This is a genomic window from Bacillus cereus (assembly GCF_025917685.1).
In the GTDB taxonomy this organism is placed as follows: Bacteria; Bacillota; Bacilli; order Bacillales; family Bacillaceae_G; genus Bacillus_A; species Bacillus_A cereus_AT.
Window position 1 is genome coordinate 1,263,086 of record NZ_CP089518.1, and the last position, 17,412, is coordinate 1,280,497.

A 17,412-nucleotide genomic window follows, 5' to 3' on the forward strand; every position below is an offset into this window, starting at 1 on the left:
AATGAAGAAGTTTTTAGTTTCTTATTCTTGGTTAATCTTATTGTTTTTGTATTTTCCAATGATGGTTTTAATGGTATATTCCTTCAACGATTCTCGCATTAATGCGGAATGGGAGGGCTTTACACTCCATTGGTATACAGATTTATTTCAAAAACAAGATGTTATTGATGCGTTTGTAAATAGTATTACGATTGCTCTTATAACGACAATTGTGACGACAGTTTTTGGTGTGATTTTTGCTATTGCATTACACCGTTACAAATATCGTTTTGAAGGAGCCATTAACGGTCTTGTATATTTACCAATTTTAATTCCTGATATTTTAATGGGATTATCTTTACTTATCCTATTTAGTCAATTAGGTATGGAACTTGGAAAAACAACAATTATTATTGCACACATTACATTCAGTATTTCATTTGTTGTTGTTATTTTAGCGGCACGTCTTTCTGGTATGGGACGTGATTTAGAAGAGGCTGCAAACGATTTAGGAGCAACGCCGTGGCAAACGTTTCGTTATGTAACGTTTCCAGCAATTGCACCAGGAGTTATTTCAGCCGCATTATTAACATTCACATTATCGATTGATGATTTTGTAATTAGTTTCTTCGTATCAGGACCAGGATCAACAACATTGCCATTATACATTTATAGTATGGTTAAGCGCGGAGTATCACCTGAAATTAATGCTCTTTCTACAATATTAATTGTTGTAATTGTAGGATTAATGGTGCTATCGGAAATTTTCCGTAATAAAGGTGCAGACGGTGAAGAAAACTCTGGAGGACACCTTCCTTTATAATACGAATGATATAGAAAGAACGAGGAGGTAAAAAATCAATGAAATTGATGAAGACATTAGCTGGCGCAGCTATTAGCTTCGGCCTTGTTGCAGGTGTACTTGCGGGCTGTGGTGAGAAGAAAGAAGAATTGAATATTTATAGTTGGGCTGACAACTTTGATGAGCAAGTTTTAAAAGATTTTGAAAAGAAATATAACGTGAAAATTAACTATGATAAATATGCAAGTAATGAAGAAATGCTTGCGAAATTACAAGCTGGTGGCGCGACATATGATTTAATTCAGCCATCTGATTACATGGTGAAAACGATGGCGAAGATGGACTTATTAGCGCCTTTAGATAAGAAGAACATCCCGAACATCGAGAACCTTGTTTCTAACTTTAAAACACCTGCATTTGATCCAGAGAATAAGTATTCTCTAGTATATACTTGGGGTGTAACAGGCATTGCATACAATAAAAAGTATGTGAAAGAAACACCTACAAGCTGGAATGATTTATGGAACGAGAAATATAAAGGACATGTTACTTTATTAAACGATTCTCGTGAAGTATTAGGAATGGGACTTAAGAAAAATGGTTTCTCTAATAGTACAAAAGAGGATGCACAGTTAAAGACAGCGTCTAATGATTTACAGAAGCTACTTCCAAACTTATTAGCATTTGATACAGATAATATTAAACAAAAATTCATTACAGAAGATGCATGGATCGGGACTGTATGGTCTGGAGACGCAGCATTTATTGCGAAAGATAACAAAGATGTAGGATACGTTGTACCAAAAGAAGGAGGCACAATTTGGGCTGACACGTTAGCGATTCCAAAAGGTGCGAAACATAAAGAACTTGCAGAGAAGTTTATGAATTACTTATTAGATGAAAAAGTAAGTGTGAAAAACTATGAGTCAATTGGTTACAGTAATCCAAATGAAAAAGCTCGTCCTCTTCATAGTAAAGAATATCGTGAAAACCACATGATTTTCTTAACGAAAGAAGAATTAGATCGTACTGAATGGCTTGTTGATGTAGACGATAAGTTAAAAGACTATGATCGCTACTGGACAGAGTTAAAAACAAAAGGTAAATAAGTAAGGGAATGCGGTTTCTAAAGTAGAAATCGCATTTTTTCATAAGTAGGAGGAAATCGTTTGAAGAAAAAGTTACATCGATATGAGTTCATGTGTATGATTTTATTACTTGCTTTATTCGGCATTATCGCTTGGAGAGTACAAGCAAGCGGAGTTACAGCATTGGATACATATGTCCGAGAGATGGTAAAAGGATTACAAACAGAAAGCTCAATTACATTCTTCACATATTTTACAAAGCTAGGATCTGCAATTGGAGTTATAACGACACTAATTATAAGTTTGCTCGTTTTTTGGAAAAAACGTTATTATGCTGCTATGATCGTGTATCCAATGGCTATATTAACGACACATCTTGTTAATAAAGGGATAAAAGAAATTGTAAAAAGAGACCGTCCATCATTAAACGAGGCACTTGACGCACTTGGATATAGCTTCCCAAGTGGACATGCAATGCTATCTATTATGACATTTGGTTTTCTTGCCTATATCATTGCTGCCAATTTGAAGAGTGTAGCTGGGAAATATGGTATTACGATTTTGATGGGAATATTAATTTTATTGATTGGTTTAAGTAGAGTTATTTTAAATGTGCATTATCCAACTGATATTTTAGCAGGTTACTGCGTAGGTGGTATTTTGTTAATTATAGCAATTTATTGTCATCGTTTACTTTCTGAAAGATTAGGGCTTAATAGAGAAAGATAGAACAATGCCTAAAAAACTGTCGTTATAGTTTTTTAGGCATTTTTTGTTTATATTCGGATGTGATACATTATAAGTAGATGATTGCACTAAATAAAGTAGGTGAAAATGTGTGAAGACAAATGTACATAAAGTTGATAAATGGGGAAAGATAGGAGCCTTTTTATATCAGTTTCGGTATACGGTAATTGTAGCGCTACTATTGCTCGCAGTAGGGCTCGGGATTTTTGCTCCGAAGCTTCCAGGAGTATTAGGTGGTGATGGTTTCCAAACAGAAGGAGATTATCAAAAGACGAAAGAAATTTTAGATAAAGATTTTAAGCAGTCTCAAGATACGCTTTTACTCGTTTTTGAGAAAGAAAAGAATGCTTCTCAAGAGGAGTTTCAAAAGCGTATAGATGGAATTATAAATCACATTCAAGAGAAGGAAACATACGAATCTTTCCATCATCCGATGCAAAATAAAGAGATGCTAAAAGATGATATCGGTTATGCGACGATATTATTTTCCGGGAAAACAAATAAAGAACGAATGGAAAAGACATTACAATTCGCTGAAAAAATTGTGAAGGAAAGTAATGCAGTATTAAAAGTAACACCGACAGGATATCCGAAAATTAATCAGGAGATTAATGAAAGGACGCAAAATGATTTAAAAGTAGCAGAGATGATTGGTTTGCCTATTGCTTTTCTCGTACTATTATTCTCATTTGGTAGTCTGCTTGCGTCTATTTTGCCGATTTTAAATGGCCTACTTAGTGTAATCAGTACGATGGGGATTTTATATTTTATAGGTAGCGATAAAGAGTTATCTATTTTTGTATTAAATGTTGCACCGATGATTGGGCTTGCATTATCAATTGATTTTGCACTGTTATTTGTAAATCGCTTTCGAGAGGAAGTGGCGAAGAGAACAGTGAAAGAAGCGATAGCGACTACGTATCAAACGGCAGGGCGTGCTATCGTATTTTCAGGGCTGTGTGTATTCGTCGGTTTATCAGGTTTATTTTTCTTTAAGATTGATTATATTCAGTCTGTTGCTATTAGCGGGATGATTGTCGTTATTATGAGCATTTTGTTTTCGCTCACACTTCTTCCGGCGCTATTATCTTTAATTGGTAAAAGGATATTAAAAAAGAATCAGGCGGCGCCTACGCCATCAAATGCATGGCGTAAATTTGCACAGTTTGTAATGAAACATCCAATCGTCATGATTATTGCTGTTACAACATTTATTGTTATTTGTTTATTACCGCTACGTACAGCTAACTTGCAGTTTCCTGGTGTTGAAGCGTTACCTGAAAAGAGTGACACAAGGGTTGCTTATGAGAAATATGAAGAAGCATTTAATAAAACTGTCAAAACACATGCTGATGTTACATTAGTAGTAGAGACGAAGAAAAATATGACAGAAAAAGAAAGCTTACAAAAGGTAGAAGATGTTGTTCAAAAGTTAAAAGATGATAAGAAAGTATATAAGGTGAAAAGTGTATATGACGGGCTAAATGGAATGAAAGCAGATCAAGTTGCTGGAATGTTACAATCACCAGAAGCTGCGAAAATAACTCCTATATTTGAAGCGTATACGAAAGAGAATAAGACAACAATTGAAGTCTTTTTGGATACGAAACCTCGTACAGAAACTGCTAAACAATGGGTTCGTGATTTCAAAAATAATTATAAAGAAAACGATGTTACCTATTATTTAGGCGGGATGACAACGTTCCAACAAGAGTTAGAAGATGAAATTAAAGATAAAGTTGCAATTGGTATGTCTGTTATATTTGGGTCAACATTTGTCATTTTATTATTCGCATTCCGTTCTATACTCATTCCAATTAAAGCAATTATTATGAACGTACTTAGTTTAAGTGCAACAATTGGAATTGTTATTTGGTTATTTGAAGGTGGACATTTCGGATTAGAAGAGAGTTCAGTTTTATTTGTATTACCCATCTTCATTTTCGGCCTCGTATTTGGACTTAGTATGGATTATGAAGTATTTCTTATTTCACGTATTCATGAGTTGTATGAGGAAACAGGAGATAACGATCAAGCAACGTTAGAAGGGCTTGTATCAACAAGCCGTATCATTACATCCGCTGCTTTAATTATGATTGTTGTTACCGGTGCGTTTGCATTTACAGATATTTTACCAGTAAAGCAGATGGGGATTGGGGTTGCATTAGCTATATTTCTTGATGCAACAATTATTCGCCTTATGCTAGTACCAAGTTTAATGAAATTGTTTGGAGATTGGAACTGGTGGTTACCATTCCGAAAGAAAAAAGAAAAATCGTCCTAAAAATACTCATCTATAAGGTGAGTATTTTTTTATGAATAGCAAGGCCTATATTTTGCAAATAGTATGTGATAAGAACATTACATACAAGTAGGTGAAGGCAATGTTTCGTTATTTTAAGTTTAAGCTAAATGATACAGTACAGTTTGCTGAAAAAGATGGACATATGTATCGCATTGTCGGTTATCGGTTAGAAAAAGGATTTTATCCAAAAGATGAATGGACTCATATCATTTATGAACTCCTTAGAGAATTTGATGGGTATACGATGGATGCGGAAGAAGAGGAACTTGTAAAGGTCATTCAAGTAGAGGATGAGTATTACAAAATACAAGAAGTATCGGGGTATCGTTATCCAGTAAAAATGAAGCAAAAGCAGCAAGTTATGAAAGGAGAGAAGATAGACGACTTATTAGATACGTACAACGACTATAAACGATTGGCAGATTTCTTTAAAGATTTATCGTATGAACAAAAAGCTGAAGCAGTATTGCAAGAAATGAAAAGAATTAGAGCATGAGGGGCAGTCTATTATAAGACTGTCTTCTCTTTTTGACGGTGCATCAAAGTGTGTTTTCCGTTACAATGAGAGAATCAATAGAAATAAGGTGATACAGTATGGAAACAAAGAAAAAGGGCGAATGGTGCGAAATTACGGTTCCAGCGATATGGAATAGTATAAGCATTGAATCGTTGTTAAAAGTAGAATGGGAAGTGCCAAAAAAGTTATTACATCAGCTTCGTATGGAAAAAGGTATTACGGTTAACGGAGAACAGAGGAGATGGGATGAGCTTTTAAAAGAAGGAGATAAGTTACAAGTTCATATGTTTATGGAGGAGGAGTACGGCATAGATCCAGAATATGGTGAATTAGATGTAGTGTATGAAGACGATCACGTACTCATTGTAAATAAGCAGGGGCAAATGGATACACATCCATCTGAAAAAAATGGGACGGGAACACTTGCTAATCTTGTTGCTTTTCATTTTCAAATGCAAGGTTTAGAGACGAAGGTTCGCCATATTCATAGGTTAGACAAAGATACGACAGGTGGTGTTGTATTCGCAAAACATAGAATTGCGGGTGCAATTATGGATCGTTTATTAATGGAACGGAAAATTAAAAGAACGTATGCGGCACTTGTTGAAGGAAAAGTAAAAAAGAAGCAAGGGACAATTGATGCAGCTATCGGAAGAGATCGACATCACGCTACGAGACGCCGTGTTTCTCCAAAGGGAGACCAAGCTATAACATATTATAAAGTAGAGAAATATTTTAACAAACAAAATGCTACGCTTGTAACGTTACAGTTAGAAACCGGTAGAACGCATCAAATTCGTGTTCATATGAGCTATAATGGAAATCCGTTAGTTGGGGATCTATTATATGGCGGTCAAACAAAATACATGTCTCATCAAGCGCTACATGCGATGAAGATTAATTTTGTGCATCCAATTACGAAAGAAGAGATTATGGTTGAGGTACCTTTCCCTGCAAACTTAAATAATACAATGAAAAAATTTGAAAGAGAAAACGGGTAAAATGTAAGTTTAAAATTGAAAAAGGTAGATTTTTGCAGGGATTTCTCGAAAAGAGGCGAAGCCGTTAAGAGAAAAGAGAGGTGAGAATCACTTGGTCAAATATAAATATGTGCTAGGAATATTTTTCGCTTGTCTTTTACTTACTCTATGCATCTATACATATTTACCAACTCGTATGGCAGTGCATTGGAACGAGAATGGTGTAGCGAATGAGTTTATAAGTAAACAAGTTGTCGTGTTATTTCTGCCTGTCCTTATTATTTTTTTACATGGATTCGTGTATATTATTTCACATAATATATATAAGTTTAACGAAGGAGAGCATTTTAGTGTAAGCGGATTTATAAAGAGTATTACTTTATTTATGTTGTTTATCCATATGCTTATTCTTTTTATTAATTTGAGAAGTAGTATATTCTTTCAGACAGGACTAACGATTGGAATTAGTATGTTTCTTTTTATGCTTAGTAAAGTGTTTAAAAAGGTGAAGGATACAGGGAAAGAACCGATCAAATTACAAAAAATCCGTTTAGTTAGTAGTCGAATCTTTCAAGTGATGGCATGTAGCATATTATTTTCATTGCTTTTGAGCCTGAAATGGGGATTTTATTTGTTAATTAGTGTAATAAGCTGCGGGTCTATTTTGTTTATGTTCTACATTTTATACGCATACATATTAGAAAGCTATGAAGCATAAAAAAAGAGTCTTCTCCTAGAAGACTCTTTTTCTATTTACTTCGTAATAAATTGCTGTGTCCAGTAGTTGCCGCTTTCTACATAACCAACACCGATGTGAGTGAAGCTGTTATTTAAAATGTTTGCACGGTGTCCAGCACTGTTCATCCAAGCTTGTACTACTTCTTCAGGTGTACGTTGGCCTTGAGCGATGTTCTCACCTGCAGATGTATAAGAAATGCCAAATTTCTTCATCATGTCAAACGGAGATCCGTATGTAGGGCTGTTATGATCAAAGTAGTTATTTTTTTGCATATCTTCAGATTTAATACGTGCTACTTTGCTTAATTCAGTATCGATTTGTAATGCTGATAAACCTTGTTTTGCACGCTCAGCGTTTGTTAATTCAACAACACGTTGTTCGAACTCGCTTAAAGATTTTGCTTCTTCAGCAGGCTTTTGCTCAGCTGGTTTTTGTTCAGCAGGTTTTTGAGTATTGTTGTTTTCAGCAGGTTTTTGAGCTTCTGGTTTTTGAACTTCTTCAGCAGGCTTTTGCTCAACTGGTTTTTGCTCAGCAGGCTTTTGAGTTTCTGGCTTAGCTGTTGGTTGTTCAGTCACAACATTTTCAGTAGGCTGTTGACCAGGAATGAAGCAATCTTGTTGGAATTGTCCTTGATTCCATTGTGCTAATGATTCAACTCCCATAGATTGTAAGAATGCTTGTAATTCTTGTTGGCTCATTTGCTTCATCATCATTTTTGAATGCTGAATATTTTGAACCTTTATGTTAGATGGTTGTACTGTTGCAGCTTGTGCATCTAAAGAAGATACTCCTAAAGTAAGAGCTGTTGCAGCAGCTACAGATAATAAAACACGCTTTTTCATGATGTGTGTCCCCCTATATAAAGTTTTAATTTGTTTTCACACGATTTGTTTTTGACAGCCTGTCTGACTGACAAATTCATCGTAGCATACAATTTACAAGAAAAAAGATGGAAAAAAATTCATAGACTTCGAAATTACCTAATTTATCCTAAGGGAAGAAAAGGGCGGAAATAAGAGAAACATAGAGTATAAAAGGAATTTTTAGCATTTTTATACTTCGTTTTAAGAGGGGGTTTTTGGATAAAGTTACCTAAATAGAAAATGAAGAATCCTATTGTATCAATGGTTTGAGCGATTTTTCGAGGAATATAATGGATTGATTTTTACAAAACTGTAATGTTTCTGTTGTTCTTTTTTATAATAAAGTAACATATTTTTAATGTTGTAGCAGACAAAAAAGCGGCTATCTCTTTACATAGACGAAGGAGATAGCCGTTTTCCTATTATTACGTATGTTACGAGTTATTACGAGTTAGTTTCAATTGCTTCTAATAATAAATCTACGATGTGAATTCCTCTCATTTTATGAGAAAGACCTTCCCGTTCAATGCCTAATTTTATTTGTAATAGACAACCTGGATTTGCAGTAACAATCTTTGCTGCATCTGTTTCATGTACACAGTCCATTTTATAATCTAGGAATTCCATTGATAACTCTGAATGAACAATGTTGTAAATACCAGCAGAACCACAGCAGCGGTCCGCATCTTTCATTTCACGGTATGTCGCGCCTTGGATGGCTTCTAGTAACATACGAGGTTCAGAAGATGTTCGCATAACATTGCGTAAATGACAAGAGTCTTGATACGTAATGATTTGTGGCGTGAGTCGTAAGTCAGTACGTTTATGGAAATCTAATTCTACTAGTATAGCGGTAATATCTTTAATTTTAGAAACAAACTGCTTTGCACGTTCAGCCCACTTTGGATCATCTTTTAAAAGATAATCATAGTCTACGAGGTAAGCTCCGCAGCCACCTGCATTCGTAATAATATAGTCTATTTGTAAATCTTCGAATGCTTGTATATTTCGTTTCGCTAATTCTTTTGCTCCACTTTTTTCACCAGCATGCCCATGTAATGCCCCGCAGCAACTTTGCGTTTTCGGAATAACGATATCGCAACCAGCTAACTGAAGAAGTTTCATCGTTGCGTTATTTGTTTCTAAAAACATCGTATCCATTAAACAACCTGTGAAGAATGCAACTTGTTTTTTCTTTGCTACCTCAGCAGGTAAAAATTCAGGACGATTTTTCATTGCTTTCATTTTAGGGACTTTTGGTAAAACAAGATCCATCGTTGCAAGTGTTTCAGGGAATAACTTCATAATCCCTGCTTTATGTGTTAGCGTTTGTAAACCAGAACGCTGGTAAAATCCGATTAGTCCTGTTAATGTTCTCATTCGATTTTGATGAGGGAATAGTCCTTCAAAAACGACTTTACGAACGGCTCTCACTGGCACCGAGAACTTTTTATTTTGATTTATAATATCACGAGCTTCTTCTAATAAATGTCCATAATTCACACCAGATGGACAAACAGGCTCACAAGCGCGGCAGCCAAGGCAAACATTTAATGTATTTTCAACATCCTCATCTGGCTCAATTAAACCATCGACGACGGCTTTCATTAATGCGATACGTCCGCGTGGTGAATGCGATTCTTTATACCCAGATTGAATATAAGTAGGGCAAGTCGGTAAACAAAAGCCGCATCGCATACAGTTTAGTAGTTCATCTTCACTTAATCGTTCTTTAAATTCCTTTTGAATGTTTTTTGTATTTAATGTGGTCATCGCTCAACCACCACTCTTTTACGAGAGTCTTTCGCGAACATTTTACCTGGATTCATAATGTTATTTGGATCGAAGGCTTGTTTAATTCCTTGCATAGCAGCAATACCTTCTTTACCTAATTTCATTTCTAAATAAGGAGCTTTCATCGCGCCAACACCATGTTCACCAGTAATCGTGCCACCAAGTTCAATTGCTTTCGCAAATATTTCAGCAAAAGCTTGTTCAGCTCGGTGCATTTCTTCTTCATTACGGGCATCTGTCATACAAGTTGGGTGTAAGTTGCCGTCACCAGCATGACCAAAAGTACAAATAGGAATATTATATTTCTTTGCAATTGCATTAATTGCTTCAACCATTGGAGCAATTTGTGAACGTGGTACCGTCGCATCTTCCAGTATTGTTGTAGGTTTTAGTCTTGCAAGTGCTGATAGTGCACTACGGCGAGCTGTTCGAAGCGCATCTGCTTCCGCTTCATCTTTTGCAACGCGAACATCGACTGCATTCATAGAACGACAAACGTTAGCCATTTTTTCAATATCTCGATTGACAACTTCGGGCGGGCCGTCTTGTTCAATTAATAAAATTGCCTTAACGTCAGTTGGTAAACCGATTTGTGCAAATTCTTCTACAACTTCAATTGTCGGTTGATCTAAAAACTCAAGTGTCGCAGGAATGATTTTATTTGCAATAATAGAAGAAACAGCACGTGCAGCTTCGTTAATATCTTCATATAGTGCGAGCATTGTTTTCTTCGTTTCAGGCATAGGAACAAGTTTTAATATCGCTTCCGTAACAACACCAAGTGTTCCTTCAGAACCGATAAATAGACGAGTTAAATCGTAACCAGCTACATCTTTTGCTAATTTACCGCCAGTGCGAATGATATCGCCGTTTGGTAAGACAAGCTCAAGCCCCATTACATAATCACGTGTTACGCCATATTTTAACCCACGCAATCCACCTGAGTTTTCATTAATGTTACCGCCGATTGTAGAAATTTTCATAGAGCTTGGATCTGGTGGATAAAATAAACCTTTTTCTTCTACTGCTTTAATAATATCAAGTGTAATAACGCCAGCTTGTACAGTAATTGTTAAATTTTCTTCGTCAATTTCTAAAATATTGTTCATATGGCGGAAAATAAGGACAATACCGCCTTCAAGTGGACACGCTCCAGCACAAAGATTTGTTCCAGACCCGCGAACATATACAGGAATTTTATGAGTGTTACACACTTTTAACACGTCTGCTACTTCATTTGTATTACGAGGAGCAATGACTGCATCAGGCATCGCTTGGAAGTTTGGAGTGGCATCATAACTATAAGTTAAACGCCCCATATTGGATGTATCTACATTATCTTCGCCAACAATGGATACGAATGAATCAATAATTTGCTTTTCTAACATTGGAAATCCCCCTCAAACTGTTAACGTATTTAGTAATAATAAAAAACGTTGTAACAGTGCTTTCATTATAATGATAAAAAAGTCAGGGGATTCTTTCTATGTGTAATCATCTAAAGATTAATCTGTTTTATCGTTCTTTTTTTGTATGATTATCTAATAATAGAAGTGAAAAGTATAAAACATTTAAATCTTTGAATTGTTTTGGGTCAAGTTCTGTATGTTCCTCAATCTTTTTTAACCTGTAATGCAATGTGTTAATGTGTATATGTAATTGCTGAGCTGTTTGCTTATAGGATTGGTTATAATCAATAAATAAACGTAAAGTGTGCATAAGTTCAGGAGATGATACTAAGTTTTCGATGGTACGCTCTAAAAACTGTTCCCGCGTTTCAGTAGAAATATCTTGTAAGCACATTTCTAAACGTAAATCTTCATTAAATACAATTTTTTTCGTTTCAAGTGATACTGAAAGAGCTTGTAATGCTTGTTCGTACGATAAGTTCATATTACTTGGTGTAACTGTTTGTCCAATCCCGATATATAAAGTAATAGAAAATAAAGTTTCACAGTCTTGTTTTAATCGTTTTAAAAATTGATAAGTTTGCTCTTTGGAGCTTATCGTTGTAAATAAGATGAATCGATCATTTCCCCAGCGAACAAAGAGATGCTCCTTTGCTAATATATTGCGTACGTGTTGCCAAATTTTACGCTGAAGCATCGTGTCATTTTGATCGATAGAGAACAAAATAAGTTGTTTCTTCTTATATAAATCAATACCAAGTGTTTTTGCACGATCGAAAAAACTTGGAGACCAGTCTGTATTTTGAAGCCAATCAAAAACAAATGCTTCATAAGAACGGTGCTCAAGTTCTAGCTGTTCTAAAAAGTAATTTTCGTGAATTAATAGTTCGGTCATCTTACGTAATATTTCTCCATATTGGGAAATGTTTTCAGGTTCTCCTGTGATTCCAATAACACCGATTACTTCATCATGGAATAGCAAAGGAAGATTCATCCCCGCCTTTACGCCTTGCAGTCGCCTTTCATCTTCTTTTGTAATAATGACAGTCTTTTTTTGTTTCGCACAGCGGAGTGCGCCTTCATGAAATTGACCGATTCTTTCCGCATCTGTACTTGCGATAATAACACCTTGTATATTAATGATAATAATATTTTCTGTAATCAGTCTGCGTACTTCCCGTACAATTTTATTCGCTAAATCAGGAAAAAGCATAATTTGCACACCTCAAATTCTATTTGTTGTACATTATATATGTAAGTTTATTAATAAAGGAAGATTTCACATTTTCCACACATTTATTTGTTATTTTACAATTATAACGAAATCATCCGAAGATGGAGGGAATCTTTTGAGAAAGTTTATTTTTCTTCTCTGTTTTTTATTTCTATTAGTGGGGTGTCAAGGAAGTTCATATACACCAATTGCTAAAGGTAAAAATGTTATTATAACAACGAATATAAAAGAAGGTAGTATTAGTTTTATTGATAAAAAATCTAAAAAATTAATCACGACATGGGAATTAAATGAACCGATGGCAGGAATTGCACTACTTCCAAATAATGAGGAAATACTTGTATACGGCAAGCAGTTAGAATATATGTATGTATACTCACTAACAGAAGGAAGACAGGTGGACAAATATAAGACTGGAAAAGGAATTGTGAATGTAGTCGTATCAGAAGACAAAAAACAATTATTTGCTGCCGATCAAAATGCTCAAAAGGTAAGGTTCTTTACGATAAAAGGGAAAGAGACAGGGAGTGTTTCAACAGGAAAAGGACCAATAACGATGGTAGAGCATGATAAGCGATTAACCGTGCTAAACTTTTATGATACGAAACTAACGACAATTGATACAAAGAAAAAAGAGGTTATACAATCCTTTATGATTCCCCCGGCATCAACAGGAGCAACGGTTAGCGCTGATGGGAAAGAAATATGGATTGGTGGACATGGTGATGGAAGTCAAGTGAATGAGAAAGTATTAGTGTATTCTTTACAGAGCGGAGAGATGGTGCGTTCTTTACATGCTCCATTTATGCCTGTGAATATAACAAAGGATGATAAGTATGTATATGCGCTAAGTCACGGTTCAAATACGCTTAGAAAGTTTGATGTTAGCACGTATCAAGAGGTAGCTTCTGTAGAAGTAGGATCAAACCCATTTTCATTTTTGAAAAGCGGAACAGAAGGGTATGTAGCTAGTTATGATGGCGATGAAGTATGCGTTATGGATATGAAGAATATGAAAATAAAACAAACAATTAAAGTCGGCAAAGGACCGTTTCAACTCATAGAGAGAGAAGGGGAAGGGCAATGAGTAAATATAAAGTGCTAGTTGTAGATGACGAAAGTGATATGAGACAACTTGTCGGAATGTACTTAGATAACTTCGGATACGAGTGGGGAGAAGCTGAAAATGGAAAAGAAGCACTTCAAAAATTAGAGAATGATCATTATGATTTCGTCGTACTAGATATAATGATGCCAGAGATGGATGGACTTTCAGTTTGTAAAGAGATTCGAAAAACATCGGATGTACCGATTATATTTTTAACAGCAAAAGGTGAAGAGTGGAATAGAGTAAACGGCTTACGTATGGGAGCCGATGATTATATTGTAAAGCCATTTAGTCCAGGGGAGTTAATTGCTCGTATGGAAGCTGTACTAAGACGGTATACAAAGCAAGAGCAGCAAGAGGAGATTCAATTTGGCCCGATCCTTATTAATGAAAAAAGTAGACGAATTGAGACGGATGGACAAGTAGTGTCACTTACAGTTAAAGAGTTTGATTTACTATATTTTCTTTGCCAACATAATGGACAAGTATTTAGTCGGGAGCAATTGCTTGAAAAAGTATGGGGATATGATTATGCAGGAAGTACAAGAACAGTAGATACGCATGTGAAAACGATGCGTCTAAAGCTCGGAGAAAGTGGAAACTACATTCAAACCGTTTGGGGTGTAGGTTATAAATTTGAGGTGTAACGTATGTTTACGATGGTACAAAAGCTTTGGCTTACAGTAGTATGTGCAGTATGTGTAACAGTTTCTTTTCTTTATTTTGTATCTTTATACTCATATGAAAAGCTATACGTGGACAATTTAAAAGATTCATTAGTAATGGAAGGGAAGCGTCTTGCTACGCAATATGATAAATATGAAGGAGTATCCACTTTTGAAGAGAAAGTAAGGGCATACGATCAAATATCTAGTTCAGATGTTCTTTTCGTGTATAATCCGCGTGATTTAAGTGCATGTTTGCCTTTCGATGTGCACCATCATTCTCTTATAAGTGAAGGGGATAGACAGTCACTATTAAATGGAAAAACTGTGACTAAGATAGGGTATGAAGAACATTTTAATCGCAATATTATGGGTGTTGTCATTCCTGTTTTAGATAATAAAAAATTAGTTGGTATTGTATACTCTTATATTCCTTTAAAAAGTATAAAAGATTTAATATTTGATATGGGCCTTATTTTAGCGCCGTTAGCACTGGCTATGATTCTAATTACAATATGGATTGGTAGAAAAATTATTATTGCTATCACAAGACCACTTTCGCAAATGGAGCGGGTTGCAAATCATTTGGCTACTGGAGATTTCTCAGAGCGGATTACAATTTCTTCAGAAGATGAAATCGGACGATTGGGAAAAGCGTTTAATAAAATGGCAAATTCTTTAGAAACAGAAGATGTAAAGCGTAAGGAGTTTTTAGCTAATGTTTCGCATGAGCTTAGAACACCACTTAGTTATATTAAAGGATATAGTGAAGCTATTTTAGACGGTGTGGCAAAGGGGCCGCAGCAGGAAAAAGTAACGCAACTCATCCATAAAGAAGCAGATCGCATGCAGCGCCTCGTTCATGATTTATTAGATTTAGCGCAGCTAGAAGGTGAACACTTTCCTCTAAAGAAACAACCTATCGTTTTTTCACAGCTTATTGAAGACGTACTTGATACGTACGAGTTACAGTTTATAGAAAAAAAACTTCGTATTTCAACGAATTTAAATCCTGAAATTATCGTAATGATTGATGATGATCGTATGCAACAAGTACTTCATAATGTGTTAGATAATGCGATACGTTATACAAATCAAAACGGGGATATCATAATAACATTAAAGCAAATTGATGATTACTGCGAATTGCACATAAAAGATACAGGAATAGGTATTGATACAGAGCATTTAGAAAGTCTCGGGGAACGCTTTTACCGAGTAGATAAAGCGAGAAGTCGTCAACATGGTGGCACAGGTTTAGGCCTTGCAATTGTAAGACAAATTGTTCATATACATGATGGTGAGTGGAGAATAGAAAGTGAAAAAGGTAAGGGAACGGCAGTTATTATTAAATTAAAAGTACAAGATGAGGAGAGCATGTTCTAACTTCGGAGATATGCTCTTTATAGTTACACGGAAATATATTAATTAATATCTAACAAATATCAAAAATTTGACTATTTTATGAACAAAACATTTGTACTTCTTACTAATTCGTTCTAAAATAGTTATGGATGCTAAGTTCTTATAAAACGTTACAATTGTTGTTTGGAAGATACTGAGGTGATTTAACTGGAGTACAAATCTATTAAACCAAAAAAAATTTACGAAGAAGTATCTGAAGCTATTTTAACAATGATTAAAAATGGTACGTTAAAACCTGGTGACAAGCTACTTCCTGTTCATCAATTAGCAGAGCAGTTTCAAGTTGGCAGATCTGCAGTTCGTGAAGCGCTAAGTGCGCTCAGAGCAATGGGCTTAATTGAAATGAAACAAGGAGAAGGTACATATGTAAAGAATTTCGATTCTTCTTCATTAACAAAATCATTAAATAATAAATTATTAATGAAGAAAGAGGATATTTTGAATTTATTAGAAGTACGGAAGGTGCTTGAAGTGGGGGCAGTTCGAGCAGCTGCGGCAAAACGTACGGATGATAATTTGCAAAATATGAAACATTGGTTAGATGAAATGGCAAAAAGCATTGGAGATGAAAAAGCTGGTGAAAAAGCAGACTTTCAGTTCCATATGGGAATCGCACAATCTTCGCATAATAGCATCTTACTTGAGCTCATGAATCATGTTTCAGAGATGATTGCTGAAACAATTGGTGAATCAAGACGCATTATTTTATATGGTGAACAAACGACATCAGAACGACTTTTAGAGGAGCATCAATCTATATATGATGAGGTGTTAAAGCAAGATGTGGAATTAGCGCAGCAAGCGATGCTAGATCATTTAACAAATGTAGAACATATTGTCACAGGTAAAAGCGATATAAATTCGTAATTTAATCTTTTAAAAATCTAATTTTCTGATAAAATAGAGAGATTAAGTAAGCGTTTTCTTTGGAAGAGGGAGAGGATAGGCCATGGTTGAGCCTACTTCTTCTAATCTTAGTCATCTGATGACCATATGATTGTTGGCGAAGTTGTAATGAGGGGGAATTATAGTTATGAAAGTTACTTTATTTGTTACTTGTTTAGTCGATATGTTTGAAACAAACGTCGGTAAAGCAACAGTTGAAGTATTGGAGCGTTTAGGTTGTGAAATTGAATTTCCAGAAGCACAAGTTTGTTGTGGTCAGCCTGCTTATAATAGCGGCCATGTAGAAGCAGCAAAAGAAGCGATGAAACATATGATTGAAACTTTCGAAGATGCAGAATATATCGTCACGCCATCTGGCTCTTGTGCGACAATGTTTCATGAGTATCCGCATGTTTTTAAAGATGATCCAAAATGGGCTAAACGTGCACAAAAGGTTGCTGATAAAACATATGAATTTACACAATTTATTGTAGATGTTTTAAAAGTTACAGACGTTGGTGCAAGTTTACCAGGGATTGCTACTATTCATAAATCCTGTCATATGACACGCCTACTCGGAGTAAAAGAGGCACCAGGGATTTTATTATCAAACGTAAAAGGATTAACTGTAAGAGAACTGCCAAACGAGCAAAATTGTTGTGGGTTTGGGGGAACGTTTTCAGTTAAGATGACACCTATTTCTGAGCAAATGGTGGATGAAAAAGTAGATAGTGTAATGGAAACAGGTGCTGATTATTTAATCGGTGCAGATTGTGGATGTTTGTTAAACATTGGCGGACGTATTGAGCGTTTAGGTAAAGAAGTAAAAGTAATGCATATTGCTGAGGTACTGAATAGTCGCTCATGAAGGG

The 17,412-nt window shown here is 35.4% G+C and carries 15 protein-coding genes and 1 pseudogene; 12 read left to right on the forward strand and 4 right to left on the reverse strand.

The window, feature by feature from the left end; translation table 11 throughout:
- Position 1 precedes the first annotated feature (1 nt).
- The 7 genes from potC (at position 2) to LUS72_RS06515 (ending at position 7,136) form a co-directional block, all read left to right on the forward strand.
- Entirely contained in the window at positions 2-802 is an 801-nt protein-coding gene (gene potC / locus LUS72_RS06485; protein WP_097830135.1) for a spermidine/putrescine ABC transporter permease PotC, read from the forward strand.
- Positions 803-840: 38 nt separating this feature from the next.
- A complete protein-coding gene (gene potD, locus LUS72_RS06490; protein ID WP_097830136.1) occupies positions 841-1,890 on the forward strand; it encodes a spermidine/putrescine ABC transporter substrate-binding protein PotD in 1,050 nt (349 codons plus the stop codon).
- Positions 1,891-1,950: 60 nt separating this feature from the next.
- Positions 1,951-2,598 carry a phosphatase PAP2 family protein gene (locus tag LUS72_RS06495; protein WP_141533328.1) on the forward strand — a complete coding sequence of 216 codons (648 nt, stop codon included), beginning with the start codon at positions 1,951-1,953 and terminating at the stop codon, positions 2,596-2,598.
- A gap of 109 nt (positions 2,599-2,707) precedes the next feature.
- Positions 2,708-4,900, forward strand: a complete 2,193-nt coding sequence (locus tag LUS72_RS06500; protein ID WP_097830137.1) for an MMPL family transporter — start codon at positions 2,708-2,710, stop codon at positions 4,898-4,900.
- 100 nt (positions 4,901-5,000) lie between these two features.
- Positions 5,001-5,417, forward strand: coding sequence for a histidinol dehydrogenase (locus LUS72_RS06505; protein ID WP_071744732.1), 417 nt, complete (start codon positions 5,001-5,003; stop codon positions 5,415-5,417).
- A gap of 98 nt (positions 5,418-5,515) precedes the next feature.
- Positions 5,516-6,439, forward strand: coding sequence for an RluA family pseudouridine synthase (locus LUS72_RS06510; RefSeq protein ID WP_097830138.1), 924 nt, complete (start codon positions 5,516-5,518; stop codon positions 6,437-6,439).
- 91 nt (positions 6,440-6,530) lie between these two features.
- The gene (locus LUS72_RS06515) at positions 6,531-7,136 is read left to right on the forward strand and encodes a DUF1648 domain-containing protein (RefSeq protein ID WP_097830139.1); all 606 of its coding nucleotides are present in this window, start codon (positions 6,531-6,533) and stop codon (positions 7,134-7,136) included.
- A 35-nt stretch (positions 7,137-7,171) separates the two neighbouring features.
- Here the strand turns inward: LUS72_RS06515 and LUS72_RS06520 are convergent, their stop codons facing one another.
- From LUS72_RS06520 to LUS72_RS06535, 4 genes and pseudogenes are all read right to left on the reverse strand, one after another.
- Positions 7,172-7,999 (reverse strand): CAP domain-containing protein, encoded by an 828-nt coding sequence (locus LUS72_RS06520; RefSeq protein WP_097830140.1) that lies wholly within the window; start codon positions 7,997-7,999, stop codon positions 7,172-7,174.
- Between the two features lie 465 nt (positions 8,000-8,464).
- Positions 8,465-9,793, reverse strand: a complete 1,329-nt coding sequence (locus LUS72_RS06525; RefSeq protein WP_097830141.1) for a (Fe-S)-binding protein — start codon at positions 9,791-9,793, stop codon at positions 8,465-8,467.
- A complete protein-coding gene (glcD, locus tag LUS72_RS06530) occupies positions 9,790-11,202 on the reverse strand; it encodes a glycolate oxidase subunit GlcD (protein WP_097830142.1) in 1,413 nt (470 codons plus the stop codon). The genes LUS72_RS06525 and glcD overlap by 4 nt, the downstream gene beginning before the upstream one ends.
- 117 nt (positions 11,203-11,319) lie before the next feature.
- Positions 11,320-12,436: pseudogene (locus tag LUS72_RS06535) on the reverse strand (CdaR family transcriptional regulator).
- A 136-nt stretch (positions 12,437-12,572) separates the two neighbouring features.
- Between LUS72_RS06535 and LUS72_RS06540 the strand changes: the two are divergent.
- The 5 genes from LUS72_RS06540 (at position 12,573) to LUS72_RS06560 (ending at position 17,408) form a co-directional block, all read left to right on the forward strand.
- Complete coding sequence (locus LUS72_RS06540) at positions 12,573-13,544, forward strand: YncE family protein (RefSeq protein ID WP_097830144.1); 972 nt, start codon at positions 12,573-12,575, stop codon at positions 13,542-13,544.
- Complete coding sequence (locus LUS72_RS06545) at positions 13,541-14,212, forward strand: response regulator transcription factor (protein ID WP_097830145.1); 672 nt, start codon at positions 13,541-13,543, stop codon at positions 14,210-14,212. Before LUS72_RS06540 ends, LUS72_RS06545 begins: the two co-directional genes overlap by 4 nt.
- 3 nt (positions 14,213-14,215) lie before the next feature.
- Positions 14,216-15,616: a sensor histidine kinase gene (locus tag LUS72_RS06550; RefSeq protein ID WP_097830146.1), complete on the forward strand. Its 1,401-nt coding sequence runs from the start codon at positions 14,216-14,218 to the stop codon at positions 15,614-15,616.
- 216 nt (positions 15,617-15,832) lie between these two features.
- Positions 15,833-16,522, forward strand: coding sequence for a FadR/GntR family transcriptional regulator (locus tag LUS72_RS06555; RefSeq protein WP_264449054.1), 690 nt, complete (start codon positions 15,833-15,835; stop codon positions 16,520-16,522).
- 166 nt (positions 16,523-16,688) lie between these two features.
- Positions 16,689-17,408 (forward strand): (Fe-S)-binding protein, encoded by a 720-nt coding sequence (locus tag LUS72_RS06560; protein ID WP_071770241.1) that lies wholly within the window; start codon positions 16,689-16,691, stop codon positions 17,406-17,408.
- Positions 17,409-17,412: the final 4 nt, after the last annotated feature.